Source organism: Streptomyces sp. NPDC001606, assembly GCF_053596835.1.
The window spans coordinates 60,677-87,159 of the sequence record NZ_JBSFHC010000018.1 but is presented as its reverse complement, the minus strand read 5'-3'; the positions used below and the strand labels follow the sequence as shown (position 1 = coordinate 87,159).

Here is a 26,483-nt window from a genome sequence, read left to right as displayed (position 1 = left end):
CCTTCAGCGGGCGTGCGGTTCCGCCGGCGGGGGCCGCGCGGGCGGGCAACGCCGGGCGTGCGATTGTCGCTTCGAGCATATGGCCCGACGCGGACAACCGGTCCGCGTTGTACCGAACCGTTGTCCAGGGCTCTGTCCGGGGCGCCCACGGCGGAACGGCCGGTCAGGGCTCAGTCGGGCGCGACCGTGCCGTCGGTGAGCCCGTCGTACATCCCGCGCACCAGCTGCTCCCCGAGCCGGCTCGCGTGCCGCAGCGCCCGCTCGAACTCGTCGAGCGCGCGGAACCGCGCCCCGTAGCGCCGTTGTTCGTCCAGCGGAAGCCGGGGCAGCTGGAGCCGGCGCACGTCCAGCCGGGTCGCGGTGGACGCATAACTGCTGGCCTGGCGGTTGTTCGCGGTACCGCGCAGGAACCCGGCCAGGAACCACGGATCGAGCGCCGTGCGGTCCGGGCGCAGCAGCACGAGGTTGCGCCCCAGGGCGGCGCCCCCCGTCGCCTCGTCGATCACCCGCGCCACCGAGCCGCCGCCCAGCACCGGTACGACGACGTCGCCGACCTCGGTCAGCACGGCCTCCTCGTCGCTCTCGGGCAGCGTTCCCGAGGGCGCCGATCCCGCGAGCACGTCATGGTCGGTGAGCACCGGCACGCGCGCGTGGCCGCCGTTTCCTCCGGTGCGCATCACCAGTGCGCCCCCGCGCGCGAGTTCGCCGACGGTGGTGAGCGGCCACCGCGCGGGCGGCGCCGGATCGGCCGGGGGCGGGGTGAGGTCGGTGGTCAGGCGCAGGGTCTCGCCGAGGCGCTCGCGCACCGCCGCGAGCTGCTCGGCGCCGTCGGCCACCACCGGCGGCAGATGGCGGGCGGGGGCGAGGTCCACGTCGTCGTCGAGGAGTTCGATGACCGGCACGGAACGGGCCAGCCCCGGACGCTCCTCCAGCCGCCCCGCGCGCGCGAAGGTCCGCCAGGCGTCCAGCACGGCCTCGCGCACCGCTTCCCAGTCCGGGCCGCCGCGCCCCTCCCCGGCGAACCTCCCCGAGTCCACGAGCAGCACCTCGGGCGCCGCCGGCATCCGGTCGGGCCGGCGCAGCACCCACAGGTGCAGCGGGATGTTGTACGGCGGTGCCGCCCCGACCGGCAGCGCGACGACGGCCCTGAGCGCGCCCCGGCGCAGCAGGTCCGCCCGGATCCGCCGCCCGGAACGGCGGGACGCGGCAGCCGGCGGCATCAGCAGTACGGCGCTGCCGCCGTCGGCGAGCCGGGCCAGCGCGTGCTGCACCCAGGCCAGCTCGGACTCGGTGCGGGCCGGGAAGCCGTACTCCCAGCGGGGGTCGTAGGCGAGTTCGTCGTGGCCCCAGTTGCGCTCGTTGAACGGCGGATGGCACAGCACGGCGTCCGCGCGCAGCTCCGGGTAGGCGTCGGCGCGCAGCGTGTCGCCGGCGGCCCCGCGCACGGCGGCCCGGGAGTGCAGCGCAAGCCGCAGCGCGGTGAGCGCGGCCAGGTCGGATGCGCTGTCCTGGGCGTACAGCTCCTGGTCGGGGCGGACGTCCACGGCGCGCAGCAGGGCGCCGGTGCCGCAGGCCGGGTCCAGCACGGTACGGGCGGGACCGGCCAGGTCCGCCATGAGCTGGGCCAGCTCGGCCGGGGTCAGCGTGTACTGCCGCGGGTTGGCGTCCAGGTGCCGGCCCAGCAGGAACTCGAAGGCCTGCCGCGCCCCTGTCTCCACGGCCAGCTCGGCGGCGCCCCGGAGGAGGGGGACGGAGGGGAGGAGCTGCGGGCCGGTGGGGGCGCGAAGGGCGGGGGTGGTGTGAACAGTCGCTGGGGCGTTCACAGCAGCTTTCCCCGATGCGGTGTTCACAGCATCCCCGAAGCGCGGTGTCAGCACCTGCTCCAGCGCGCCGGGCAGCATCGCCGCGAGTCGCTCGTCGGAGCCGGCGCTCGCGTCGAGCCAGACGGTGGGGCGCTCATGGAGCAGCAGCAGCGCGCACCCGGCGTGCACCAGCGCCGTCACCGGGCCCTCCGGATGGCCGGCGAGCTGCTGCCAGACGCGTTCCCGCAGCGGGACCTCGGCGAGCTTGCCCTGCCTGCGCAGCCAGGACTCGACCTCGGCGAGCGCGAAGGAAGGGCTGGTCTCGGTGCCGCCGACGGGCTTGGGGAAGTCGGCATGGCGGCGGCGCCAGTTGCTGACGGCGGCCCGGCCCACTCCGGCGAGCCGCGCGATACCGGCCGCGGTCACCTCTGTCGCGCTGTCCTGCACCGGCCCCCGCTCCCCTCGTCCCATGTGTGTGCCGAGCATACCGACGTACGCAAGATCGAAGCATTCACGCCGTGTACGCATCCCACCCTGTGAACCGTGTTGACTCGGTTCACAGGCTCTGATCTTATTGACCCAGCGAACGAGCGGTCACCCGAGGGGGCGGCCGCCGCTCTGGGAGGGGGTTCGCAGGGGCACCGCAGCCATATGTCATGCTCCTGTGGCTCCGGGCCCCGGCCCGGCACCCCTTCCCCCACCCCCCGCGCCCGTACGGCATGCCGTACGCACTCCCCCGTATCACCGAACCGCTCGAAGGACATTCCGATGCGTCTCCCGTCCCGTGCCGTCACGCTGCTCGCCGTCGCCGCCATGCCGTTCGCCCTCTCCGCCTGCTCCGGCGGCTCGTCCTCCGGCACCGGTGCGAGCGCGGGCAAGGGCAAGGCGAAGACTGCCGCCGCAGCCCCGCTCACCGGCACCCAGCTGAAGAAGGCCCTGGCGCCCGCGTCCTCGTTCCCCGCCGGGTTCACCATGGCGTCCGACGGTGCCGTGGACAGCGGCAGCCAGCTCCAGGACCAGGCCGCCCGGAAGACCGGCAAGCCGGACTGCACCCGGCTGGAGGGCACGTCCTGGATCCAGGTGACCGGCTTCCAGGGCGGCCGCTCTTTCGCCCAGAACGACTACTCGAACAAGGCCAAGACCGAGACGCTGGCGCAGGAGATCGACGCCTTCGACGGCACCACGGCCCAGTCGGTGATGAAGGCGGTGCAGTCGGTCGCCACCCAGTGCGCCACCTTCACGGACACCGACGCCCACGCCAAGATCAACGTGACCAGCAAGGCCACGGCCGGCCTCGGTGACGAGGCCTACACCCTCACCGAGAAGAGCGCCGCCTGGCAGAACGGCACCACGCTGATCGCGGCCCGCTCCGGCAAGACCGTGGTCACCGTGCTGTCCACCGCGGGCAGCGACAACGGGGCCGCCTCGGCGAAGAAGCTGGCCACCGGCATCCTGGCCTCCCTCAAGAAGATCGAGGGCGCCAAGTCCGCGTGACCCGGGGCTGCCAGGCAGCCGTCTGACCCCGTGGATGCGGCACCCCGTCAGCGCAGGGGGTGCCGCATCCACACGTTGGGCTCGACATAGACGGCGTAGCCGCGCTCCGGTTCGCAGCGGACCGGGACCAGCGCGCCGGGCACCTCGACGTCTCCGGGGGTGTCGAAGGGCAGCCCGGTCCAGCGGCGCCACTCGGCGAGCGAGCCGCCGACGGTCATGGACGCCGGGGCGACGGAGTCGATGACGGCGCCCGCGCGCGCGTGCACGCGCAGCCACGGGTCCTCGGGCAGGCCGTCCGGGCGGGTGCGGTGCGCGTACTCGGCGATCGGGGTGTGCGGTTCCCGGTGCTTGGCGCTGGGCCGGACGGGCGCGACGACCTCGCGGAAGCCGCGGTCGCGGGCGCCTTCGCGCATCGCCGACAGCAGGACGGCGGACAGGCCCCGGCCCTGGGCGTGCGGGGCGACGGTGACCGAGATCGCGCTCACCGTGTCCGGGCGGGTGCCGCGGCGCAGGTCGGCGAAGGCCCAGAGCAGGATCTGGTCCCAGCCGCGCTCGGGCAGGGTGTGCCGGCCGTCGACGCCGAGGGCGAAGGGCACGCTGTAGGCGTGGGCGACGACGTCGCCGTGCTCGTCCTCGGCGAACAGCGCGTATTCCGGCAGTTCGACGGGGATACGGCCGTAGTGGGCCATGCCGACGGGGTCGTTGGTCACGAACTCGGGCCAGGTGTCGGCCATCCGCTGTACCGCCGCCAGCCGGTCGGGCCGCTCGGCGATGCTGCTCACCTTGATGTGCATGGTGGCCACGGTAGGCAGCGCGAGCGGGGACCGCCCAGTGAATTCCGGCGGGTTCAGCGGGCCCGGAAGCGGTCCGGGGCCTTGGTCGGGGTGCCGCCGGCGGGCAGTTTCTGGTCCGGGCAGGCGGCGAGGACCTTCTTCATGGCGGCCTTCTCCTGGGCGGTCACCCACAGGCCGTACTTCTTCTTGACGGCCACCTGGGCGGCGACATAGGTGCAGCGGTAGGCGGGGTTGGGCGGGAGCCAGTCGGCGGCGTCGCCGTCTCCCTTGCCGCGGTTGGCGCTCGCGTCGACGGCTATGAGGTTGAGGGGGTCGTTGGCCAGGGCGATGCGCTTGCTGGGGTCCCAGTACCTGGCACCCGTCTGCCAGGCGTCGGAGAGGGCGACGACATGGTCGATGTCGACCTGGCTGCGGCCGCGCCGGTAGGTGATGTCCTTGCCGGAGTAGGGGTCGGAGTCGAGCAGCCCGTAGGTGACCTTGCAGGTGCCGCCGCTGAACCGCACGTTCTTCAGGTCGCGTTTGAGTATGTCGTCGCGGGTGTCGCAGGAGTTGGCGTCGGTGTCCGCCCAGGCCGTGCCGAACCGGGCTCGGGAGTAACCCGTCTTGGGGGCGCGAGCCTTGACGGGCAGCGCGTCGGCCGCCGCCAGCGCGGCGCCGCCGCCCCCGCTCCGGCCCGGCCCGGGCGCCCCCTTGTCCTGCCCCGACGTGCAGCCGGCCACGGCGACCAGCATGGCTACGGCGGTGACCGCCCCGCCCCTCAGACGCGTCACGGTGCGCTCCCCCTTGCCTGCCCGGGTCCGCCCCTGGTGCAGGCGGATCGTTCCGCCCACCACGGTAACCGGCCTGCCGCGTCCGGGAGATGGGGCGCAAAGGGATGATTACGGTGCAAGTCTGGCGCACGGTGGAGCACTTGGCGCCTTGCGGGGGGAGCGAGGCCGGCCCGCCCGCGCGCCCGCTCGTCCCTCGCCGCCGGCGCCGGTGCTTGACCCTGACACCAGCGTCAGGGTCCGAGGATGCGTCCCATGAACGAGACCGCATCCGCCCCGGGTCCCCGTATCGTCCTCGTCACCGGCGCCGGTACCGGCATCGGCCGCGCCACCGCTCGCGCGTTCGCCGCCGAGGGCGCCCGGGTCGTCGCCGTCGGCCGGCGCCCGGCCCCACTCGCCGAGACCGCCGACGGTCATCCCGGGATCAGCCCCCTGCCCGCCGACCTGACCGCCGAGGACGGCCCCGAGACCGTCGTACGCGCCACGCTGGAGCGGTACGGCCGGATCGACGTCCTCGTCAACAACGCCGGCGTCGTCACCGGTGACTCGCTGCGCGGATACACGCGCGCGTCCATACGTCCGCTGCTGGACACCAACCTGCTCGCTCCCGTCCTGCTCACCCGCGCGGCGCTCCCCGCGCTGGAGGAGAGCCGGGGTGTCGTGGTGAACGTGACGACCTCCGTCGGGCAGCGCGCCTGGCCCGGCAACTCCCTGTACGCGGCGGGCAAGGCGGCCCTGGAGACGCTGACCCGCAGCTGGGCGGTGGAACTGGCGCCGCACGGGATCCGGGTGGTGGCGGTGGCCCCCGGCGCGATCGGGACGCCCATCAACGAGCACGCGGGGTACGGCCCCGAGCGGCTGGCCGCGGTGCGCGCCTGGCAGCTGGCGCACACTCCGCTCGGCCGGATCGGCCGCCCCGCGGAGGTCGCCTGGGCCATCACCCGGCTGGCCTCGCCCGAGGCGTCGTTCGTGACGGGTGTCGTCCTGCCGGTGGACGGCGGCGCAGTGGTCGCCTGACCCCTTCACGGCACCCCGGCTGCCCGTCCGGTCACGGCACCTCCGCGACCGCCTCCCGCAGTGCCGTCGCCAGCCGGTCCCGGACCGCCGTCTGTGCCGCTATGCGCGCGTCCAGTACCGCGAGCCGGTCGCGGGCGATCCGCAGCCCCTTGGCGGAGGGTGGGCCGGCGGTGACGTCGCCGTCCAGGCAGGGCAGGAAGACCCGTACGTCGTCCAGGGTGAGGCCCGCCTCCAGCAGTCGGCGGATGTTGCGGACGCGGACTGCCGTACCGGTGTCGTACTCGCGGTAGCCGTTGCACGCGCGCGTGGCGGTGATCAGGCCCTGCTGCTCGTAGTGGCGCAGGGCGCGCGGGGTCGCACCGGTGGCCTTGGCCAGCTCGCCGATCCGCACCCGCGCCCCTCGCTCAGGAACCCAGGACCGAGGCGAGGAACTCCCCGACCCACGCCAGCAGTTCGCGGCCGACCAGCGGCTTGCCGCCGACCTTCGCGGTCTTCGGGCGGGGCACCAGCACCTGGTGCACGGCGGGCTTGATGACCGTGCCCGGGTAGAGCCGCTTGAGCCGCAGCTCCTGCGACTCGCGCAGCTCCACCGGGGCGAAGCGGATGTTGTTGCCCTGGAGCACGATCTCACCGACGCCGCACGCGCGCGCGAGCATCCGCAGGCCAGCCACCAGCAGCAGGTTCTCCACCGGCTCGGGCAGCTTGCCGTAGCGGTCGGTGAGTTCCTCGCGGACGGCCTTGACGTCCTCCTCGGAGTTGGCGGAGGCGATGGACCGGTACGCCTGGAGGCGGAGCCGCTCGCCGGGCGCGTAGTCGTGCGGGACGTGCGCGTCGACGGGCAGCTCGATCTTGACCTCGAGGGGGGCTTCCTCCTCGATCTCCCCGGTCTCCAGCTGGCGCCGGTAGTCGGCGACCGCCTCGCCGACCATCCGGACGTACAGGTCGAAGCCGACGCCCGCGATATGGCCGGACTGTTCGCCGCCGAGGAGGTTTCCGGCGCCGCGGATCTCCAGGTCCTTCATGGCGACGTACATGCCCGCGCCCATCTCGGTGTGCTGGGCGATGGTCGCCAGGCGCTCGTGCGCGGTCTCCGTGAGCGGCTTCTCAGGCGGGTAGAGGAAGTAGGCGTAACCGCGCTCCCGGCCCCGGCCGACGCGGCCGCGCAGCTGGTGCAGCTGGGACAGGCCGAAGGTGTCGCCGCGCTCCACGATCAGCGTGTTGGCGTTGGAGATGTCGATGCCGGACTCGACGATCGTGGTCGAGACGAGGACGTCGAATCTCTTCTCCCAGAAGTCGACGACCACCTGCTCCAGCGCCGCCTCCGACATCTGGCCGTGGGCCGTCGCGATCCGCGCCTCGGGGACGATCTCGCGCAGCCGGGCCGCCGCGCGGTCGATGGACTCGACCCGGTTGTGGATGTAGAAGACCTGGCCCTCGCGCAGCAGTTCACGGCGGATGGCGGCGCCGATCTGCCGCTCCTCGTACGGCCCGACGAAGGTGAGCACCGGGTGCCGCTCCTCCGGCGGGGTGGTGATCGTGGACATCTCGCGGATGCCGGTGACCGCCATCTCCAGGGTGCGCGGGATCGGGGTCGCGGACATGGTGAGCACGTCGACGTTGGCGCGGAGCTTCTTCAGCTGCTCCTTGTGCTCGACGCCGAAGCGCTGCTCCTCGTCGACGATGACCAGCCCGAGGTCCTTGAACTTGGTCTCGGAGGAGAACAGCCGGTGGGTGCCGATGACGACGTCCACCGTGCCCTCCTTCAGGCCCTCCAGGACGGCCTTCGCCTCGGTGTCGGTCTGGAACCGGGACAGCGCCTTCACGGTCACCGGGAACTGCCCGTACCGCTCGGAGAAGGTGCCGAAGTGCTGCTGCACCAGCAGGGTCGTCGGCACCAGGACGGCGACCTGCTTGCCGTCCTGTACGGCCTTGAAGGCGGCCCGCACCGCGATCTCGGTCTTGCCGTAGCCCACGTCGCCGCAGATCAGGCGGTCCATCGGGACCGACTTCTCCATGTCCTCCTTGACCTCGGCGATGGTGGTGAGCTGGTCGGGGGTCTCCGCGTACGGGAAGGCGTCCTCCAGCTCGCGCTGCCAGGGCGTGTCCGCGCCGAAGGCGTGGCCGGGGGCGGCCATCCGCGCGCTGTACAGCTTGATCAGGTCGGCGGCGATCTCCTTGACCGCCTTCTTCGCGCGGGCCTTGGTCTTCGTCCAGTCCGCGCCGCCCAGCCGGTGCAGGGTCGGGGCCTCGCCGCCGACGTACTTGGTGATCTGCTCCAGCTGGTCGGTCGGGATGTACAGCCGGTCGCCGGGCTGGCCGCGCTTGGCGGGCGCGTACTCCACGACCAGGTACTCGCGGGTGGCGCCCTGCACGGTGCGCTGCACCATCTCGATGTAGCGGCCCACGCCGTGCTGTTCGTGGACGATGTGGTCGCCCGGTTCCAGGGTGAGCGGGTCGATGGTCTTGCGGCGGCGGGCCGGCATCCGGGCGCCGTCGCGGCCGGCGGTGCGCTGGCCGGACAGGTCGGTCTCGGTGAGCACGGCGAGTCTGAGCGCCGGGTCCACGAAGCCGTACTCGATCGAGCCGCAGGAGACGTGCACCACCGAGGGGCTCGGTTCGCCGAGGTCGGCGTCGAGCCGGGCGGGGATGCCCTCGCCGCCGAGCACCTCCACGGTGCGGGCGGCCGGGCCGTGGCCCTCGGTGACGAACACCGCGCGCCAGCCGTCGGCGAGCCAGCCCTTGGTGTCGGCGAGCGCCCGCGCGGTGTCGCCGCGGTAGGCCTCGGGTGCGTGCATGCCGAGCTTGAGGGTGTCCGGGTCGCCCGCCGCGTCGGCGGCGAACGGCGAGACGGACCACCACATCATGTCCAGCTCGCGCGCGCGGTCGCGGATGTCGGCGATGGACCACAGGGAGGCCGCGCCGACGTCGATGGGGGCCTCGCCGCCGCCCGCGGTGGCCGCCCAGGACGCCTGGAGGAACTCCTGGCTGGTGGCGACGAGGTCGGATGCGCGGGTGCGGACCCGCTCCGGGTCGCAGACGACGGCCATGGCGCCCTTGGGCAACACGTCGACCAGCAGTTCCATGTCGTCCACCAGGACCGGTGCGAGGGACTCCATGCCCTCCACGGCGATGCCCTCGGCGATCTTGCCGAGCAGTTCGCCGAGTTCCGGGTGTTCCTCGGCGAGCGCGCGGGCGCGTGCCCGGACGTCGTCGGTGAGCAGCAGTTCGCGGCAGGGCGGCGCCCACAGGCCGTGCTCGGCGACTTCGAGGGAGCGCTGGTCGGCGACCTTGAAGTAGCGGATCTCCTCGACGTCGTCGCCCCAGAACTCGATGCGCAGGGGGTGTTCCTCGGTGGGCGGGAACACGTCCAGGATGCCGCCGCGCACGGCGAACTCGCCGCGCTTCTCGACCAGCTCCACGCGTGCGTAGGCGGCGGCCGCGAGGGCTTCGACCACCTCGCCCAGCTCGGCGGTCTGGCCCGTGCGCAGGGCCACCGGTTCCAGGTCGCCGAGGCCCTTGACCTGCGGCTGGAGCACGGAGCGCACCGGGGCCACGACCACCGAGACGGGGCCGGTCTCGGGGTCGTCGGGGCTGGGGTGGGCGAGGCGGCGCAGGACGGCGAGGCGGCGGCCGACGGTGTCGCTGCGCGGGCTGAGCCGCTCGTGCGGGAGCGTCTCCCAGGCGGGGTACTCGACGACGCCCTCGGGCGGCAGCAGGGAGCGCAGCGCGGCCGCCAGGTCCTCGGCCTCGCGGCCGGTCGCGGTGACCGCCAGGACCGGGCGGCCGGCCTCGCGGGCCAGGGCGGCGATCGCGAAGGGGCGGGCCGCGGGGGGTCCGACGAGGTCGACGTGCATGCGGTTGCCGTCCGCGGCCGCCTTGATCGCTTCCGCGAGGGCGGGGTCCTTGACGACGGCGTCGAGCAGACCGTGCAGGCTCATGGGGGCTTTCCGTCCGGGGGATGGGCAACGCACCCCAGCCTACGACGCTGCCGAGATCGCCGTCGGGCCTGTGGACAACCGGCGGTGTGGTGCTCACCGGTTGTCCACAGGCCCGTGGGAAGCCGTACGGCGTGATCTCCCCGCTAGTCGGTCGCGATCGCGTTCAGGACGTTCATCCGGCCCGCCCGGAACGCCGGGACGAGCGCGGCGAACAGGCCCACGAAGGCCGAGCCGACGAACACGGCCGTGATGGTCGGCCAGGGGATCTCCAGGATGTGCAGGCCCTCCAGCGCGAGGAGCTTCTGGGCGGTCGCGCCCCAGCCCATGCCGAGGCCGAGGCCGAGCAGCGCGCCGAACAGGGCGATCACCACGGACTCCAGGCGGATCATGCGGCGCAGCTGGCGGCGGGAGAGGCCGATGGCCCGCATCAGGCCGATCTCCCGGGTGCGCTCGACCACCGACAGCGCCAGGGTGTTCACCACGCCGAGCACCGCGACGATGATGGCCAGCGCCAGCAGGCCGTAGATCATGTTCAGCAGCTGGCCGATCTGGTCCTGCAACGCCTTCTTGTAGTCGGTCTGGTCGCGGACGACCAGCGAGGGGTCCGAGCGCAGCGTCGACTTCAGCGCCTTGTAGGCGGCCGCTTCCTGCCCGTCCTTGGCGGTGGCGAACACCATCTGGTCCAGCGGCATCCGGTCGGCGGGCACGTGCTTGGCGGCCGTGGCGATGGACGTGTACATCGCGCCCTTGTCGATCACGACGTCGTCGCTGGTGATCGCGCGGACCGTCAGCCTCGCCGTCGTACCGTCGGCGAAGTCGACCGCGACCTTGGAGCCGAGCGTGATGCCGTGCTTCTTGGCGAAGCTCTCGACGACGGACATGGAGTCGGGCCGGTAGGCGTCGGCGAGGGTACCGGCGACGGTCTTGGTGCGCAGGTCCTGGGCGTAGCTCGGGTCGGCCGCCTTGACGGTCTCCTTGGCCGAGACCTGGCCGTCCGGAGTGGTCAGGGAGGCGTCCAGGAGCTTGTACTCGGTGACCCGGGCCAGGCCGGGCGTCGCCTTGATCTTCCGCACCGTCTGCTGGTCGACCATCTTGTACGGCTGGTCGCCCGCGATGATGAAGTCCGTCCCGACGGTCTTGTCGAGCTGGTCGGTGGCCGAGGCCACCAGGGAGGAGCCGACCACCGACAGACAGGCCACCAGGGCGAGGCCGATCATCAGGGCGGCGCCGGTGGCGCCGGTGCGGCGCGGGTTGCGCAGCGCGTTGCGCTCGGCCATCCGGCCCACGGGGCCGAAGATCCGCAGCAGCAGTGCGCCGAGCACCCGGACCAGGCCGCCGGCGAGCAGCGGGCCGACGACGACGAACCCGACCAGGGTGAGCAGCACGCCCAGGCCCAGCCAGCCCGAGCCGGCCTTGGCCTTGTCGGCGGTGGCGGCGGCGTACAGGCTCCAGGCGCCGGCGCCGGTGAGGGCCAGCCCGAGCACGGCCCGGACCAGGCCCGCCTTGCCGTCGGCCGGGGTGCCGGCGTCGCGCAGGGCGGCCATCGGGGAGATCTTTCCGGCGCGCCGGGCCGGCAGATAGGCGGCCAGGACGGTGACGACGACGCCCAGGGCGAGACCGACGGCCGGGGTGCTCCAGGCCACGGTCAGATCGTCGGTGGACAGGTGCATGCCCATCCGGCCCATGAGCTTCATCAGGCCGACGGCGATCCCGATGCCGGCGCCGACCCCGAGCACGGAGCCGATCACCCCGAGCAGCAGGGCCTCGACCAGCACCGACCGGTTGACCTGGCGGCGGGAGGAGCCGATGGCCCGCATCAGGCCGATCTCCCGGGTGCGCTGGGCGACCAGCATCGAGAAGGTGTTGATGATCAGGAAGATGCCGACCAGGAAGGCGATCCCGGCGAAGCCGAGCATCGCGTACTTCATGACCTTCAGGAAGCTCTCGACCTGCTTCTGGTTGGCGTCGGCGACCTCCTTGGCGGTCCGCACCTTGTAGCCGTGGCCGAGGACGGCGAGGACGTTCTGCTTCAGAGCCGCGTCGCTCACGCCCCGCGCGGCGGTGACGTTGACGTCCGTGTACACCCCGGTCCGGCCGACCAGCGTCTGCTGGGCGGTCCGGGTGTCCAGGTAGAAGATGGCCGCGCCCGGGTTGGTCACCTGGAAGGTGGCGATGCCGGACACGCGCGCGTGGTGCGTACCGACGACCGAGATCATGCCGATGTCGTCACCGAGCTTCAGATGGTGCTTGTCGGCGGTGTCCTGGTCCACCATCACCTGGTCCGGGCCCTTGGGCGCGGTACCGGAGGTGATCTTCATGGTGCGGGCGTCGTTGCCGTTCCAGCTGCCGACGATGGTGGGGCCGCCGCCGCTGGGCGACAGCTTGTCCAGGTGGGCGTCGGTCACGGTCACCGCGGTGGAGAACACGGTGCCCTCGGCGGACCGCACGCCCTCGGCCTTGCGGACCCGGCCGAGCACGGCCGCCGGCAGCACCGGCGGCTTGCCGGTGGAGGAGGTGGTCTGGCCGGTGTCGGAGGCGCCCTTGGCGCTCACCGTGACGTCCGAGGCGGTCGCCTGGAACAGCTTGTCGAAGGTGGTGTTCATGGTGTCGGTGAACACCAGGGTGCCGCAGACGAACGCCACCGACAGCAGCACCGCGACCGCCGACAGCGCCATGCGGCCCTTGTGCGCGAGGAAGTTGCGCATCGAGGTCTTCAGAACGGTCACGACGTACGCCCCCGGGCGTCGAAGTCCTTCATGCGGTCCAGGACCTGATCGGCCGTCGGCTGGTGCATCTCGTCCACGATCCGGCCGTCGGCGAGGTACAGCACCCGGTCCGCGTAGGAGGCGGCGACGGGGTCGTGGGTGACCATGACGATGGTCTGGCCGAGTTCGTCCACCGAGCGGCGCAGGAAGCCCAGAACCTCGGCCCCCGCGCGCGAGTCGAGGTTTCCGGTCGGCTCGTCCCCGAAGATGATCTCGGGGCGGGCGGCGAGCGCGCGGGCCACGGCGACGCGCTGCTGCTGGCCGCCGGAGAGCTGGGTCGGCCGGTGCTTGAGCCGCCCGGCGAGCCCCACGGTCTCCACCACCCGGTCCAGCCACGCGCGGTCCGGCTTGCGGCCCGCTATGTCCATGGGCAGCGTGATGTTCTCCAGCGCGTTCAGCGTCGGCAGCAGGTTGAACGCCTGGAAGATGAACCCGATCCGGTCCCGGCGCAGCTGGGTGAGCTTCTTGTCCTTCAGACCGGTGATCTCGGTCTCGTCCAGGTAGATCTGACCGCTGGTCACGGTGTCGAGCCCGGCCAGGCAGTGCATCAGGGTCGACTTGCCGGACCCCGAGGGGCCCATGATCGCGGTGAACTGCCCCCGGGCGATGTCCACGTCCACCTGGTCCAGGGCGACGACGCGGGTCTCACCGGACCCGTACGCCTTCACGACCTGCCGCGCCCGCGCGGCAACGGCCGTACGCCCTCCAGTACCCCCGTGCCTGGGAATGGTTACAGCCGAAGTCACGGTATGTCTCCTATGTCGGTCTACGAGCAGTGTCGTGAAGCGGTACGACGATGAGTCTCGGTGCGCCGAGGGGTGCGGCGCGCTGGTGCGCGACCCCCTCTTGTGCGGGGGAAAACCCCACCCCCGCCGGTCAGGTCGGCCGCTCTCGGTACCCGCGGCCGGCCCCGTCGAGGCTCCGGCCGGCCACCCCCCAGCGGCGTAAAGCCAGGTTAAGGAGCGACCCGGTGCCGTCTCCTCCTCCGCCGGGACGAACCCTCCCCGAGTCGTAGGAGGGAGGGTCCCCTAGGGGTCTCTCCACCGCCGGGTGGAGAGATGTCCGGGATCGCTCCACCCCTCGGCCCGCCCAGGCTCCACCCTCCCGCCGCGTGCGGGTCAAGTGGGAAGCTGTCCGGGCAGAGATAGATGCAAGGGACACGGTCCGGGGGCAGGGCGGGCCAAGGGGAGGGGGTCCGGTGGGGAGCACGACACCCGCGATACGCGACGGCGCCGCGGAGCGGCAGCACAGCAGGCGGCGGGGCGCGGTCGTGGCGGCGCTGATGCTGACGATGGCACTGGCGGCGCTCGATGCCACGATCGTCTCCACGGCCGTACCACAGATCGTCGGCGACCTCGGCGGGTTCTCGGTCTTCTCCTGGCTGTTCTCCGGCTATCTGCTCGCCGTCACCGTCAGCCTCCCCGTCTACGGCAAGCTGTCCGACACCTTCGGCCGCAAGCCGGTGCTGGTGGTGGGCGCATCCGTGTTCCTGCTGGGCTCGCTGCTGTGCGCGGCAGCCTGGAACATGGCGGCGCTGATCGCGTTCCGGATCGTGCAGGGGCTGGGCGGCGGGGCCTTGCAGGGCACGGTGCAGACGCTGGCCGCCGATCTGTACCCGCTGGCGGAGCGCCCGAAGATCCAGTCGAAGCTGTCCACCGTGTGGGCGGTGTCGGCGGTGGCCGGTCCGGGGCTCGGCGGGGTGCTCGCCGCCTATGCCGACTGGCGCTGGATCTTCCTGGTCAACCTGCCCTTCGGTGCCGCCGCGCTGTGGCTGGTCGTACGCCATCTGCACGAGCCGCAGCGGGAAGCCGCCGCCCGCGCGCGCGTGGACTGGGCCGGGGCGCTCGCGGTGTTCGCCTGCGGCGGGGTGCTGCTGACCGCGCTGGTGCAGGGCGGGGTCGCCTGGCCGTGGCTGTCGGCGCCGTCCCTCGCCCTGTTCGCCGCGGGGCTGGCGCTGGCCGGGGTGGTCGTCCTGGTGGAACGGCGGGCGGCCCAGCCGATCATCCCGGGGTGGGTGTGGCGGCGCCGTACGATCGCGGCCGTCAACCTGGCGCTCGGCGCCCTCGGCCTGCTGATGGTGGCGCCGAGCGTGTTCCTGCCCACCTACGCGCAGTCGGTGCTCGGACTCGCGCCGGTGGCCGCGGGGTTCGTGCTGTCGGTGTGGACGCTGAGCTGGCCGGTGTCGGCCGCCTTCAGCCAGCACGTCTACCGGCGCATCGGCTTCCGGGACACCGCACTGCTCGGCATCGGCCTGGCCGCGCTCCTGCTGTTCGCCTTCCCCTTCCTGCCCTACCCCGGCTCGTGGTGGCAGCCGGCACTGCTGATGCTGCTGCTCGGCGGGGCGCTGGGGCTGTTCCAGCTGCCGCTGATCGTCGGGGTGCAGTCCACGGTCGGCTGGTCGGAGCGGGGCACCACGACCGCCTCCGTGCTGTTCTGCCGGCAGACCGGGCAGACCGTGGGCGCGTCGGTGTTCGGCGCCGTCGCCAACGCGGTGCTGGCCGCACGGCTGGGCGGCGCGGGCGACCTGGACTCCGTCACGCGCGCGCTGGGCTCCGGTACGGCGCCGGAGACCACCCGGCGGGCGATCGCCGCGGCGGTGCACTCGGTGTACCTCGGCGCCGGCTGCGCGGCGGCCCTGGCCTTCCTGGTCCTGCTGCTGGTGGCCCCGCGCAGATTCCCGGTGCTCGACGAGTGAACCGGCGCCGGCTGCGCCCCGTATGTCCCAGGGCAACATCCGAGGTGGGAGCGGTGGTCGCCCAGTAAGCGCATACCGACCGGCCAGTTCGGTGAAAACGCCCCACAGGACCGAACTCGCGAGTAACGTGCGTGGCTCCGCTCCCCCCACTCCCTGCGGTCCGCCGCCACGGACCCGAGCCGCGCAAGGAGCCCGGGATGTCCCAGGACCCCCCGCACACGCCCAACCCGCCGTACTCGCCGTACTCGCCGTACTCGCCGACTCCCCCGTACCCGGCCGACCCCGGGAACGCGTCGTACACCTACCCCTGGCAGCCCCCGGCCCCCGAACCGTCCCGCAGACCCGCACCGCCGCACCGGGAGCCGGTCGGGCACCACAGCGACCTGCGGGTGCTGCGCGGCGCCTACCGCTGGCAGCGCCGTGCCGCCACCCTCACCGCGCTCGGCTACTTCACCCTCTTCCTCGTCCTGTCCGCGTACGCCCCCGGCCTGATGACCGACACGGTCGCCGACGGCATCCCGGCCGGGCTGCTGCTCGCCCTCGTCCAACTCCCCGTCACCTGGCTTGCGATCGCCCGGTACGAGCACACCGCGCGCGTGCACGTCGATCCGCTCGCGGACCGCATCCGCAAGGAGGCCGAACTGGACACGCGACGAGGAGCGATGCGATGACCACGGCCGCCGGCTCCCTCGCCGTCCCCGCCTTCACCGGTTTCAGCGGCTCGGCGCAGACCATGTCCCTGATCGCCTTCACCACCGTCGCCACGGTGACCCTGCTGCTGTGCGTGATGACCGGCCCCGACCGCGACGACCTCGACGAGTTCTACACCGGTTACGGCTCCCTCTCGCCGCTGCGCAACGGCCTCGCCATCGCCGGCGACTACATCTCCGCCGCCACCGTCCTCGGCACCGGCGGCGTGATCGCCCTGTGCGGCTACGACGGCGTCGTCCTCGCCCTCAGTACGGCGCTGTCGCTCATGCTGCTGATGTTCCTGCTGGCCGAACCGCTGCGCAACGCCGGGCGGTTCACCATGGGCGACGCGCTGGCCCGCCGGCTGCCGGGACGCGGTGTGCGCATCACGGCCTGCGCGGTCACCATCGCCGCCCTGCTGCCGCTGATGCTGGTCCAGCTCGCCGGGACCGGGCAGCTGATGGCGTTCATCCTGGGCTTCTCCAACGAGTCGCTGAAGACCGGATGCGTCGTGGGCCTCGGCGTCCTGATGATCGGCTACGCCGCGATCGGCGGCATGAAGGGCACCGCGCTCATCCAGATCCTGAAGATCGTGCTCCTGGTCGGCTCCGGCGCCGTGATCGCCCTGCTGGTGCTGCACCGCTTCGGCTGGGACCCGGGCGCCCTGTTCACCGCGGCGGCCCGAAGGAGCGGTGCCGGGCCCGCGTTCCTGCGCTCCGGGCTCCAGTTCGGCACCGGCGCACGCTCCCGCCTGGACATGATCGCCTCGCAGCTGACCGTGGTGCTGGGCGGCGCCTGTCTGCCGCACATCACCATGCGCATGTACACCGCCTCCAGCGCCCGCCAGGTGCGCCGCTCGATGTCCTGGGCGGTCTCGATCGTCGCGCTGTTCGTGCTGGTCATGACGGTGGTCGGGTTCGGCGCCACGGCACTGGTGGGCCGCGCGGGGATCGCCGCGGCCGACCCGCAGGGCAACACCGCCTATCTGCTCGGCACGCGCGCGGTGTTCGGCACGGACGTGTCGGCGGCGGAGACCTTCCTGTTCACCCTGGTCACCACCGCGATCTTCCTGACCCTGCTGGCCTCGGTGGCCGGGATGATCCTCGCCTGCGCCAACTCCCTCGCGCACGACGTCTTCGCCACCGGGGCGCGGGAGATGCCGGCCCGGCGCGAGATGGCCCTGGCCCGCGCCTCGGCCCTCGCCGTCGGCGTGCCGACGATCCTGCTGGCCACCCTGGTCCAGCACCACAGCCTCCAGCCGCTGGTCACACTCTCCTTCTGCCTCGGCGCCTCGGCCATCGCACCCGCCCTGGTGTACGGCCTCTTCTGGCGCCGCTACACCCGCGGCGGGCTGCTGAGCACGCTGATCGGGGGCACGCTGACCGTGCTGCTGCTGATGCCGGGCACCAACCTCGTGTCCGGTTCACCGGTCTCCGCGTTCCCGCACGCGGACTTCAACTGGTTCCCGTTCACGACCACCGGGATCGTCTCCATCCCGGCCGGCTTCCTCTTCGGCTGGCTGGGCACGGTGGCCTCGGGCCGCGCGAAGGCGGAGCAGCAACGGCGCCAGTACGAGGCGGTGGAGGGCTGGATCCTGGCAGGTGCGGTACGACGCCGGTGAGGCCCGCGCCGGGCGGCCCGGGAAGCCCCGGCCCCCGGCTACTCCAGGGCGGCCCTGGCGGTCAGTGAGATCAGGCTGCTGCGGACATGGTCCATGTGCGCGCTGACGTCGTCCCAGGCCTCGCCGTGCTCGCGCAGCACCCGCTCCGTCTCGCGGGCGATGCGCTCCTCGCGCAGGCGCGCGTCGGCGATGATCTCGGCGGCCCGCGCGTCCGCCTCCTCCTGACGGCGGCGCGCGGACTCCTCGGCCTCGCCCAGGGCCCGCTTGGCCTCCGACAGAGCGGTCTCGGCCCGGCTCACCCGCTGGGCGTGCCGGGCGTCCAGGGCGGCCGCCTGCTCGGCCTCCTCGCGCTCGACGGCGGCCCACCGCTCGGCGTGCTCCCGCGACTGCTCGGCGAGCAGGGCGGCGGAGCGCTCCCGCGCCTCACGCAAGGCCGCGAGCGCCGCCGCCCGCTCCTGTTTCACCGCACGCCGGGCGCCGATGCGGATCTCGTCGGCCTCGGCGCGCGCCGCCTGGAGGCGCTGCCGGGCGCGTTCGTCGGCCAGCGCGCGAAGCGCCTCCGCCTCTTCATGCGCCTCCCGGCATACGCCCTCGGCGCGCTCATCGGCCTCCACCACCTGCTGCTGGGCCTCGCGCCGGGTGCGCTCCCGGAGATCGGCCGCCTCCTCCAGCACGAGCTGGAACACGCGGCGGGCGCGCTCCCCCAGCGTCTCGTAGTCCTGCGGCGCGAGCTGGGCGACCGCCTCGCGCAGCCGCCGCACCTCCGCCTCCATGTCCTTGGCGAGCACGGTGAGCCGCGCGGCGCGTTCCCACGCGGCGTCCCGGTCCTGCGACAGCGCCTGGAGACAGGCGTCGACCTGAGCGGGGCGGTAGCCGCGCCCCCGGACCGTCACGAAGCCGTGCGGCGGCATCGATGCGCTGCTCACCCTGGGAACCCCTCTCCACCGGACATACACGACAGGATGATTTCGCGCATATCTTGATGGATCGGACATGGGCGTTCATAACGCGACACTCCGCAGTCACGTCACGGCCCCTGGGCAGTCGCTACAACAGGCCGTCCCACATCTGTTCCAGCAGCACCGACCACCAGCTCTCCGGCGAACCCAGCGCCGCCGGGTCCAGAGCGGCCAACTGCGCCTGGAAATCGACGGTCCAACGACCCGCCTGCTCCTGGTTCAGCCCGAACCGCAGCCGCCACATCCGGCCCAGCAGCGCCAGACAGCGCGCGAACTCCGGCAGCCCCGTGTTCACGAACTGCGGCGGCACCGGAGCACCGCCCGGCCCCGCCTCCACCGGCACCGCCACGATGTTCGCCGTGCCGTACTGCACACACAGCGCCCTGCCGAAGTCGGTCCCCATCACGAGGTACGACCCCGCGTCCGGCGCCGGCTGCACCCCGCGCTCGGCCGCCAGCTCCGCCAGCGTCGGCACCGGACGGCCCGGCTGCGCCTGCGCCCAGAAGAACGGGCCCATGTCCACCGGCAGTCCGGCCACCACCAGCGTGTGCGCCACGACCGGCGGCACACCCTGCCGCGACACCGCCTGCTGCTCGAACCGGAAGACCCCCGGCCCGAACGCCGCCGCCAGCTCCTGGGCGATGGCCTCCGGCGGAACCGGCGGCGCCGCCTGCACCGGCGGCAACGGCGCACGCACCGGCGCGGGGCGCGCGGGACCGTCCGCGACCTGGTGCAGCTCACCCTGGTGCGCGAGCAACTGCTGCATGCCCTGCTGCCGGCTCGCATGGTCCGTGCCGTACGGCGCGATGCTCGTGATCCGCGCCTGCGGCCACTGCTCCCGGATCATCCGCGCGCAGTAGGCACCCGGCAGTTCACACGACTCCAACTCCGTGTGCAGCTCCAGCACCTGGTCCGGCGGCACGTTCATGGCCCGCAGCTCATGGAAGATCTGCCACTCCGGATGCGGCGTACCCGGCGCCGAACGCCGGATCAGCTGCTGCTCCGAACCGTCCTGCGCCCGGTAGCGCAGCACCGCCTGATAACCGGGGCCGACCATCGGCTGCCCCGCCTGCGGATACCCGTACGCCGGAGGCTGCCCCGGCACCGGCCCGCCCGGCGGCATCGGCTGCATCGGCTGAGCGGCGCCCGGAGGCATGCCGGGAGCGGACGGCGGCGGGGGTACGCCGGGACCGGCCACCGGGGGCCCGGCCAGCATGGTCTCCGCGTGGTGCACGGCGTTACGCCCCCCACCGGGCGCACCAGGAGCCCCGGGGGCGCCCGGAGGCTGCGGCGCGCCGGGGACCGGCGGCATGCCCGGGGCGCCCGGCGCCGCGGGCACGCCCGGCGGATGCGGCATGCCCGGGGCGCCCGGCATCCCCGGAGCGCCCGGAGGCTGCGGCGCGCCTCCCATCTGACTGGGATCGGCCAGCATCGTGGCGGCGTAATGCGCCCCGCCCGGAGGCGTGCCGCCCGGAACACCGGGCGGCGCGGGCGGGTGGGGGGCGCCCGGCGCATGCGGCACACCCGGAGCACCCGGGACACCCGGGGCGCCCGGCGCACCAGGCATCCCCGGCCCCTCGGGACCGAGCGCCGACACCAGCTGGGTCGCCACATACCCGCCCGCAGGCGCACCCGGAGCACCAGGCGCACCAGGCACGGGCGGTACCGGCGGGCTCCCCGGGCGCGCGCCCGGCGCACCAGGGGCGCCCGGCGGAGGAGGCGGCGTGTTCAGGCCACCGCGCCCCTTCTTCGGCGGCGGCGCCGCCTTGCTCGTCGCGGCGTCCGCGATGTCCCCCGCGTGCGGCGGCAGCGGCCGCGCCTGCTCACCCTGGCCCGCCGGAGCCTGAGCCCCACTCAGGTCAGCACCGGGCCCCTGCGGATAGCCGTACGCGGACGCCCCCGGCACGGGCGGCGGCGTACTCCCCGCCGGTACACCCGGTGCACCGGGGCCGGCAGGGGGCGCGGGCGGAGTGCCGGGCGCCCCCGGGTATCCCGGCACGCCCGGCGGCGGGGTACCGGGAACCGCCGGCCCCTGCGGATAGCCGTACGCGGACGCCCCCGGCACGGGCGGCGGCGTGCTGCCCGGCGCGCCCAGCAGGTTCGACGTGTCGAGCGCCGGCGCGACCGCCGTCGGCGGCAACTGGCTGCCCCCCGACATCAGCGCCGTCTTCGCCTCCGGCGTTGCCGCCGGCCGCTGCGGCGCGACCTCGTCCGCATCCAGGTCGGTCAACGGCGGCGCGAACACCGTCGCGGGCAACGGCACCGAACGGTCCTCCTCGCCGGACTCCGCGTTCGTGTCCGTACCCGCCCACGGGGTGGCCCCCACGGGCACATCCGCCGGAGCCGGCGCCCCCGGAGCACCGGAAGCCGCGGGCGCCCCGGGCACGGCAGCCGCGCCGGGCGCATCCGCCACCCCCTGCGCCTCCTCGGCCCCTTGGGCTCCCTGGACACCCTGCGCGCCCATCGGCACCCCGGCCTGCGTCTCCGCAAGCCCGCCGGCACCGGAGGACGCCCCACCACCGGAGCCGCCCGCCGCATCCGCGTCCGCGCCGGCACCGGCGGACCCCGCGGCGGCGGGCCTGCTACCGATCCCCAGCTTGTCCGCGGCCTCCTGCAACCACTCCGGAGGAGACAGCAGGAACGACGTCTGATTCAGATCCACCCGCGCCGGAGCAGGCGCCGGCACCGCGCCCCGCGCGTCCTCCGCACGGCCGTATTCCTCCTCGTACCGGCGGATCACCTCACCCACCGGCAGCGCGGGCCACAGCGTCGCCTCCCCGCTGTCCCGCGCGATGACGAGCCGCTGCCCGCCCGCGTCCGAACGCGGGCCCTCCGCACGGTCCTCGCCCCACACCACGAACCCCAGCTCGAACTCCCGCACCCGCACCTCACGGTGCTGGTACGCGGGCACGTCGCCGTTGATCCACTCCTCGGCGCGCTCCTGCGCCTGCGCGTACGTCACCATCGTCTGCGTCTCACTCCCCCACCGGGCCGGACGAAGCCGAACCGGACGACACCGGCACGACACGGGCGAAACCGCCGTCCACCATCAGGCTCGCCACCGTCTCCAACTCCGGCGGACTACCCGCCAGCCGGGACAGAAAGGCATCGAAGTCCTCACCGCACGGCAGCAACAGGCGCTCCACCCGCTCCGCCGGCGACCACGACGGATCGGCGTCGCGCACATCGTCGTACGCGCAGAACCACACCGAACCCACCCGCTCGCCCTTCACCTTCACCGCGAGCAGCCCGCCCTGCACGAACGCCACACACAGGTAGTCCTTCGTCAGATGGTCACGCAGGCACTTGTTCACATACACCAGGTCGTTGACCGCGGCCTCGTCCCGCACCGTGAAGAACGGCTGGTCCACCAGCAGACCCAGCTCCGGGTCCAGCGCCGTACCGACCGGCGCACAACCGCCCGCGGCCTTCAGGAACGACCGGTACGCACCCGGCAGCCGGTAGCCCAGATCCTCCTCGACCCCCTGCACCTGCGCCTCGGTCACCGCCACACCCAGCTTCGGCAGCCCGAAGTGCGCCGGCCGCGTCTCCTGCAACGGCCGCGTCCCCCGCTTGTCGTGGTCCACCCGCGTGGTCGCCAGCCCGGCATGATGCCGCAGCAACGCCTTCACCTCGACCGGAACCAGCTCCAGCCGCCGCGTACCCGCCACGTGATGCCACGTCCAGCCGTGCGGCGTCGCCACATCCGGCACCGTGTCCCACAACTCGTGCTCCGCCGCCGCCAGCGCCGCGTTCGCCGTCACGAAGTCCGTCAGCCGCAACTCGTCGACACCGAACCCCTCCGGCGGCTCGGCGATCTCCACCGCCACGCGCGCGTACGGCGAGAAATCTGGGTAACCCCGCTCATCGACCCGTACCCCTCTCGGGTGACGTGCCGCACGGACCGGATCCGGAAAGTGCACGACCTGCCCGGCATAGGCCGCGTTCGGCGGCGCGGCTTCCTGCCCGAGCCGACCTGTCGTCATGGCGGTTGCCCCCTGCGGCGTTCTCTCTGGCCTGAACGGCGGTGTCGATCGCGGATGGCGACAGCCTATGCGCTCCCCGAATCCCGGTCACCGGCCCATCACAACCCCGCCGCCACCGCCGCATCCCGCACACCACACCCCACCCGCCCCCACCGTGACCAGCCGTCACCCCACCATGACGGACCGTCCGTACCCTGGCGTGTCGCGCCGCCCCAGCTTCCGCACGAGCCACGGCATTTGGCACCCTGTGTCCTTCGGGGATGCCCGGGGAGGAAAAGCAATCATGAGTACGATCATGAAAACTGCGCAGACCGGAGGTACCGACGTGCGGGCCGGCGACCCTCGCATCGACTGGAGCGGCACCGACACACGCCCCGCTCCCGCCCTCCGTCAGCGCCGCGACGGCATCCTGCCCACCATCGCCGCCGCCCTCTCCGTCCGCGGCACCACCCTCACCGGCACCGCCGCCCGCGGCGAGGAACCCCCCGCCCTGCACCCCCTCGTCCAGGACTTCCTCGACACCCTCACCAGCACCCAGCGCGACCGCTTCACCGGCCGCTGCGCCGAAACCATCCTCATCTCCCGGCACATCGCCGCCGCCGACGCCGCCCGCAGCAAACGCGCCGCCCGCAGACCCATGACCAACAGCGAAGCCCGCAAAACCCTCAAGCACGCCAAACTCACCGCCCGCCGCATACGCGAGGACGGCGACCCCCTCCACGGCAGCTTCGCCACCCCCTGCCGCGCCTGCACCGCCCTCAGCGCCCACTTCGGCGTCCGCATCGTCGACCCCACGGCAACAGCCGGCTGACCCAGCGAACACCACGCACCGGGCAGCGGCCGGGACAACGAACACGGCAGCCGGCAACCCCGCCCCGTCCACCCACCCTGCAACACCCCGCCAGCACGACGAACGAAGGGCAGATGCACCCCGACCGCACCTCCCCCAAGCCCACGACCCCGCTCGGGCAAGGGGGACCCCCCTCCCGCTTCCCCGCCCCCGTCGACGCCGCCCTGCGCGCCGCCGGCTGGCAACCCGGACGCTGGGACATAAAACAAGCCGAGATCTGGGCGGACACCCTGCGCGCCCACACCTCACCCGCCGGACACCGGCACACCGTCTTCCCCGCCGCCGTCGAGGCATGGGCCGAATTCGGCGGCCTCCACATCACCCCCACCGGCCCCGGCCGCCACGTCGCCCCCGCCACCCTCCACCTCGACCCCCTGCACGGCCTCCACCTCGCCCGCACCCTCGGCGACCTCGGCCGCGCCCTCGGCACCCAACTCTGCCCACTCGGCGAGGAGACCGACACCGCCGCCGCCCTCGCCATCGACAGCGAAGGCCGCGTCTACGCCCTCGACCACACCGGCGACTGGTACGCCGGCCCCGACATCGACCACGCCCTGACCACCCTCATCACCGGCATCCGCCCCATACGCCTCACCGCCGGCTGACCCACCCCCCTCACCCCGCCGGAATCACCGCCGACACCCGGAACCCACCCGCATCCGTCGGCCCCGACACAAACACCCCACCCAACGCCACCACCCGCTCACGCATCCCCACCAGACCATTCCCACCCGAGGGCAACCGCGCCGCCGACGCGGACCCCGGCTCCGGCGGCGGACCGTTCTCCACCTGCATCGCGATCTCCGACACCCGATGCGCCAACCGCACCCGCGTCCGCGCACCCGCCGCATGCTTGTGCACGTTCGTCAACGCCTCCTGCACCACCCGGTACGCCGTCTGCTCCACCTCCGCCGCATACGACCGCACCTCCCCCTCCACCGACAGATCCACCACCATCCCCGCAGCCGCCGACTGCCCCACCAACTCCGCCAGCTCCGACAGACACGGCCCCTCCCCCGAACCCGGAGAAACCTCCCCCTCCCCGGCCGCCCGCGTCGCCGCCGCAGCAGCCGCCTCACCCACCGCCGCCAACGGCACCCTCGCCGCAGCACGCGGGACCACGTCCTCCCCCGCCCGCAGCACCCCGAGCATCTCCCGCAACTCGGTCAACGCCTGCCGCCCCATGTCCCCCACCAGCGCCGCGTTCTTCACCGCCTTCTCCGGATCCTTCCGCGCCACCGCCTGCAACGCCGCCGCATGCACCACCATCAGGCTCACCCGATGCGCGACCACGTCATGCATCTCCCGCGCGATCCGCGTCCGCTCCTCGTTACGCGCCCACTCCGCCCGCTCCTCCGCCCGCTCCGCGAGCAACTGAAGCTCCCGCTCCAGCGAGTCCGCCCGCTCCCGCAAGCTCTCCATCAACCGCCGCCGCGCCCCCACATACAGCCCCAGCAACACCGGCGGCGCCGTCAGCCCCAGCGCCGTCGCCACCGCCGCGAAGGACACGAACCAGTCACCCAGCGTGAGATCGCCCCGCGCCATGTCCTGCCGCACCCGCACGAACGTCACCACGGCCGTGCCCACCAGAGACATCCCGGCCAACGCCCCGATGATCCGCCGCGGCAGCTCACACGCGGCCAGCGTGTACAGACCCACGATGCCCAGCAGGAAGCCCATCTCGGCCGGCGTGATCGCGATCGCCACCAGCACGACAGCGACCGGCCACCTCCGCCGCACCAGCAGCACCGAACCCGCGACCAACCCGAACAGCACGCCCAGCCACACGGGAATCCCCGCGTCCCGGGCGAACGGAACCCCCTCCGCACCGCACTCCACGGCGGACACCAGCGCCAGGCTCCCGTCGAGCAGTGCGCTGCGCCACCTCGCCCACCACCAGGGGCCGGTCAGAGCCCTGGCATGGTCTTCCCCCGTCGTGGTCATAGCTCCAGCCTACGGGCGAGTGCCACCCCTTTTCCGGTGACTTTCCCCGGCCCCAGCTCACCACACTCCGTAACCGGGTGGGCTCGAAACAGCCCCAAATCCCTCGAACAGGTGAACCTTTCCTGTTCGACCCCGGAACATCACATTCCGCCCGGACGGTATGCGTATGACAAGCGGCAAGTACGCAGACCTCGAAGGCCTCCGGAACCAGGCGATCGCCCTGCGCCGGGCCGGCCACAGCCTCCGGCAGATCCGGGACGAGCTGAAGATCTACAACAACGACATCCTCAACCAACTGGTCAAGGGCGAACCCCCACCGGAGTGGACCAAACGCCCCAGGGCCAAGGACGACCTCCGCGAGCGCGCCCGGGAACTGCGACTCCAGGGCTGGACGTACCGCGAGATTCAGGCCGAGCTCGGCTGCTCCAAGAGTTCCGTTTCCCTCTGGGTGCGCGACCTGCCACACCCGGAGCCAAAGTGCACCCCGGACGAACGGCTGGCGCGCATGAACGCCGGACTGGCAAGGCTGCGCGCCGAACAGGACCACGCGCGGATGGCGACCAAGCAGGAGGCAGCGGCAGGGATCGGCGAACTCACGGATCGGGAGCTGTTCATCACAGGCGTAGCCCTGTACTGGGCCGAAGGCACGAAGGACAAGCCACACGCCCGCCGCGAGAGCGTGGAATTCGTCAACAGCGACCCCGGAATGATCTCCGTCTTCCTGGCCTGGCTGGATCTCCTGGGAGTGTCGCGCGATCGCTTGCACTGCAGGCTCATGATCCATGAATCCGCAGACGTCGACGCCGCTGAAAAGTACTGGGCCGACCTTGTCGGCATCGACCAGGCCCACCTGGGCAAGACCACACTCAAGAAGCACAATCCCATGACCGTACGCAAGAACACTGGCAGCACCTACCGAGGCTGTCTCGGCATCAAAGTGCGCCAAGGAGCCGACCTGTACCGTCGCATCGAGGGGTGGTGGTGCGGCATAGTAGGGGCTGTCACCGCAGCCGATCTTCCAAATCGGACATAGCGGTAATCCCGGGTCGTCTAAGGGCAAGACGGTGGTTTTTGGTACCACTTATAGGGGTTCGAATCCTCTCCCGGGAGCAAATGCTCAGTTCGGGTCCTGACCGGCACCACCCCCCGGCAGGGCCCGCT

At 72.8% G+C, this 26,483-nt stretch carries 19 protein-coding genes and 1 tRNA gene; 9 read left to right on the top strand and 11 right to left on the bottom strand.

Annotated elements, in window-relative coordinates; translation table 11 throughout:
* Window positions 1-170 precede the first annotated feature (170 nt).
* On the bottom strand, window positions 171-2,273 hold the full coding sequence (locus ACWCV9_RS28165) for an N-6 DNA methylase (protein WP_450790677.1): 2,103 nt from the start codon (window positions 2,271-2,273) through the stop codon (window positions 171-173).
* A 297-nt stretch (window positions 2,274-2,570) separates the two neighbouring features.
* Here ACWCV9_RS28165 and ACWCV9_RS28160 point away from each other — a divergent pair, with 297 nt between their 5' ends.
* Complete coding sequence (locus ACWCV9_RS28160; RefSeq protein WP_450790675.1) at window positions 2,571-3,296, top strand: hypothetical protein; 726 nt, start codon at window positions 2,571-2,573, stop codon at window positions 3,294-3,296.
* Between the two features lie 47 nt (window positions 3,297-3,343).
* Here the strand turns inward: ACWCV9_RS28160 and ACWCV9_RS28155 are convergent, their stop codons facing one another.
* Together ACWCV9_RS28155 and ACWCV9_RS28150 are read right to left on the bottom strand one after the other, a co-directional pair.
* A complete protein-coding gene (locus ACWCV9_RS28155; RefSeq protein WP_450790674.1) occupies window positions 3,344-4,090 on the bottom strand; it encodes an N-acetyltransferase in 747 nt (248 codons plus the stop codon).
* A 53-nt stretch (window positions 4,091-4,143) separates the two neighbouring features.
* Complete coding sequence (locus ACWCV9_RS28150; RefSeq protein ID WP_450790672.1) at window positions 4,144-4,860, bottom strand: HNH endonuclease family protein; 717 nt, start codon at window positions 4,858-4,860, stop codon at window positions 4,144-4,146.
* 252 nt (window positions 4,861-5,112) lie between these two features.
* Here ACWCV9_RS28150 and ACWCV9_RS28145 point away from each other — a divergent pair, with 252 nt between their 5' ends.
* The gene (locus tag ACWCV9_RS28145) at window positions 5,113-5,874 is read left to right on the top strand and encodes an SDR family NAD(P)-dependent oxidoreductase (protein WP_450790671.1); all 762 of its coding nucleotides are present in this window, start codon (window positions 5,113-5,115) and stop codon (window positions 5,872-5,874) included.
* A gap of 31 nt (window positions 5,875-5,905) precedes the next feature.
* Here ACWCV9_RS28145 and ACWCV9_RS28140 read toward each other — a convergent pair whose 3' ends face one another.
* The 4 genes from ACWCV9_RS28140 to ACWCV9_RS28125 form a co-directional block, all read right to left on the bottom strand.
* Entirely contained in the window at window positions 5,906-6,265 is a 360-nt protein-coding gene (locus ACWCV9_RS28140) for a MerR family transcriptional regulator (RefSeq protein ID WP_450790669.1), read from the bottom strand.
* 13 nt (window positions 6,266-6,278) lie between these two features.
* On the bottom strand, window positions 6,279-9,812 hold the full coding sequence (gene mfd / locus ACWCV9_RS28135) for a transcription-repair coupling factor (RefSeq protein WP_450790667.1): 3,534 nt from the start codon (window positions 9,810-9,812) through the stop codon (window positions 6,279-6,281).
* Window positions 9,813-9,955: 143 nt separating this feature from the next.
* On the bottom strand, window positions 9,956-12,538 hold the full coding sequence (locus ACWCV9_RS28130; RefSeq protein WP_450790666.1) for an ABC transporter permease: 2,583 nt from the start codon (window positions 12,536-12,538) through the stop codon (window positions 9,956-9,958).
* Window positions 12,535-13,323, bottom strand: a complete 789-nt coding sequence (locus ACWCV9_RS28125; protein WP_385844918.1) for an ABC transporter ATP-binding protein — start codon at window positions 13,321-13,323, stop codon at window positions 12,535-12,537. Before ACWCV9_RS28125 ends, ACWCV9_RS28130 begins: the two co-directional genes overlap by 4 nt.
* Window positions 13,324-13,775: 452 nt before the next feature.
* Between ACWCV9_RS28125 and ACWCV9_RS28120 the strand changes: the two genes are divergently transcribed.
* The 3 genes from ACWCV9_RS28120 (at window position 13,776) to ACWCV9_RS28110 (ending at window position 17,583) form a co-directional block, all read left to right on the top strand.
* On the top strand, window positions 13,776-15,272 hold the full coding sequence (locus tag ACWCV9_RS28120; protein ID WP_450790664.1) for an MFS transporter: 1,497 nt from the start codon (window positions 13,776-13,778) through the stop codon (window positions 15,270-15,272).
* A 197-nt stretch (window positions 15,273-15,469) separates the two neighbouring features.
* Window positions 15,470-15,943 carry a DUF485 domain-containing protein gene (locus ACWCV9_RS28115; RefSeq protein WP_450790663.1) on the top strand — a complete coding sequence of 158 codons (474 nt, stop codon included), beginning with the start codon at window positions 15,470-15,472 and terminating at the stop codon, window positions 15,941-15,943.
* Window positions 15,940-17,583, top strand: coding sequence for a sodium/solute symporter (locus ACWCV9_RS28110; protein WP_450790661.1), 1,644 nt, complete (start codon window positions 15,940-15,942; stop codon window positions 17,581-17,583). Before ACWCV9_RS28115 ends, ACWCV9_RS28110 begins: the two co-directional genes overlap by 4 nt.
* Before the next feature lie 38 nt (window positions 17,584-17,621).
* On the opposite strand, the gene ACWCV9_RS28105 is transcribed toward ACWCV9_RS28110, so the two are convergent.
* The 3 genes from ACWCV9_RS28105 to ACWCV9_RS28095 all read right to left on the bottom strand — a co-directional run bounded on the left by ACWCV9_RS28105 (window position 17,622) and on the right by ACWCV9_RS28095 (window position 22,528).
* On the bottom strand, window positions 17,622-18,509 hold the full coding sequence (locus tag ACWCV9_RS28105; protein ID WP_450790659.1) for a cellulose-binding protein: 888 nt from the start codon (window positions 18,507-18,509) through the stop codon (window positions 17,622-17,624).
* Between the two features lie 121 nt (window positions 18,510-18,630).
* Window positions 18,631-21,507, bottom strand: coding sequence for an SUKH-4 family immunity protein (locus ACWCV9_RS28100; protein ID WP_450790657.1), 2,877 nt, complete (start codon window positions 21,505-21,507; stop codon window positions 18,631-18,633).
* Between the two features lie 10 nt (window positions 21,508-21,517).
* The gene (locus ACWCV9_RS28095) at window positions 21,518-22,528 is read right to left on the bottom strand and encodes an SMI1/KNR4 family protein (protein ID WP_450790655.1); all 1,011 of its coding nucleotides are present in this window, start codon (window positions 22,526-22,528) and stop codon (window positions 21,518-21,520) included.
* A gap of 283 nt (window positions 22,529-22,811) precedes the next feature.
* On the opposite strand from ACWCV9_RS28095, the gene ACWCV9_RS28090 reads away from it, so the two are divergent.
* A complete protein-coding gene (locus ACWCV9_RS28090) occupies window positions 22,812-23,339 on the top strand; it encodes a YwqJ-related putative deaminase (protein WP_450790653.1) in 528 nt (175 codons plus the stop codon).
* Window positions 23,340-23,452: 113 nt separating this feature from the next.
* Window positions 23,453-23,983 carry an SUKH-3 domain-containing protein gene (locus ACWCV9_RS28085; protein ID WP_450790651.1) on the top strand — a complete coding sequence of 177 codons (531 nt, stop codon included), beginning with the start codon at window positions 23,453-23,455 and terminating at the stop codon, window positions 23,981-23,983.
* A 10-nt stretch (window positions 23,984-23,993) separates the two neighbouring features.
* Here ACWCV9_RS28085 and ACWCV9_RS28080 read toward each other — a convergent pair whose 3' ends face one another.
* Complete coding sequence (locus ACWCV9_RS28080; protein ID WP_450790649.1) at window positions 23,994-25,322, bottom strand: sensor histidine kinase; 1,329 nt, start codon at window positions 25,320-25,322, stop codon at window positions 23,994-23,996.
* A gap of 160 nt (window positions 25,323-25,482) precedes the next feature.
* Here ACWCV9_RS28080 and ACWCV9_RS28075 point away from each other — a divergent pair, with 160 nt between their 5' ends.
* The gene (locus ACWCV9_RS28075; protein ID WP_450790648.1) at window positions 25,483-26,355 is read left to right on the top strand and encodes a helix-turn-helix domain-containing protein; all 873 of its coding nucleotides are present in this window, start codon (window positions 25,483-25,485) and stop codon (window positions 26,353-26,355) included.
* A gap of 6 nt (window positions 26,356-26,361) precedes the next feature.
* Window positions 26,362-26,432 (top strand) — tRNA-Gln (locus tag ACWCV9_RS28070).
* Window positions 26,433-26,483: the final 51 nt, after the last annotated feature.

Coding starts and splice junctions, on each gene's coding strand:
- ACWCV9_RS28165 (WP_450790677.1), bottom strand. CDS start 2,273: ATGGGACGAGGGGAGCGGGGGCCGGTGCAGGACAGCGCGACAGAGGTG.
- ACWCV9_RS28160 (WP_450790675.1), top strand. CDS start 2,571: ATGCGTCTCCCGTCCCGTGCCGTCACGCTGCTCGCCGTCGCCGCCATG.
- ACWCV9_RS28155 (WP_450790674.1), bottom strand. CDS start 4,090: ATGCACATCAAGGTGAGCAGCATCGCCGAGCGGCCCGACCGGCTGGCG.
- ACWCV9_RS28145 (WP_450790671.1), top strand. CDS start 5,113: ATGAACGAGACCGCATCCGCCCCGGGTCCCCGTATCGTCCTCGTCACC.
- mfd (WP_450790667.1), bottom strand. CDS start 9,812: ATGAGCCTGCACGGTCTGCTCGACGCCGTCGTCAAGGACCCCGCCCTC.
- ACWCV9_RS28115 (WP_450790663.1), top strand. CDS start 15,470: ATGTCCCAGGACCCCCCGCACACGCCCAACCCGCCGTACTCGCCGTAC.
- ACWCV9_RS28110 (WP_450790661.1), top strand. CDS start 15,940: ATGACCACGGCCGCCGGCTCCCTCGCCGTCCCCGCCTTCACCGGTTTC.
- ACWCV9_RS28100 (WP_450790657.1), bottom strand. CDS start 21,507: ATGGTGACGTACGCGCAGGCGCAGGAGCGCGCCGAGGAGTGGATCAAC.
- ACWCV9_RS28095 (WP_450790655.1), bottom strand. CDS start 22,528: ATGACGACAGGTCGGCTCGGGCAGGAAGCCGCGCCGCCGAACGCGGCC.
- ACWCV9_RS28090 (WP_450790653.1), top strand. CDS start 22,812: ATGAGTACGATCATGAAAACTGCGCAGACCGGAGGTACCGACGTGCGG.
- ACWCV9_RS28085 (WP_450790651.1), top strand. CDS start 23,453: ATGCACCCCGACCGCACCTCCCCCAAGCCCACGACCCCGCTCGGGCAA.
- ACWCV9_RS28080 (WP_450790649.1), bottom strand. CDS start 25,322: ATGACCACGACGGGGGAAGACCATGCCAGGGCTCTGACCGGCCCCTGG.
- ACWCV9_RS28075 (WP_450790648.1), top strand. CDS start 25,483: ATGCGTATGACAAGCGGCAAGTACGCAGACCTCGAAGGCCTCCGGAAC.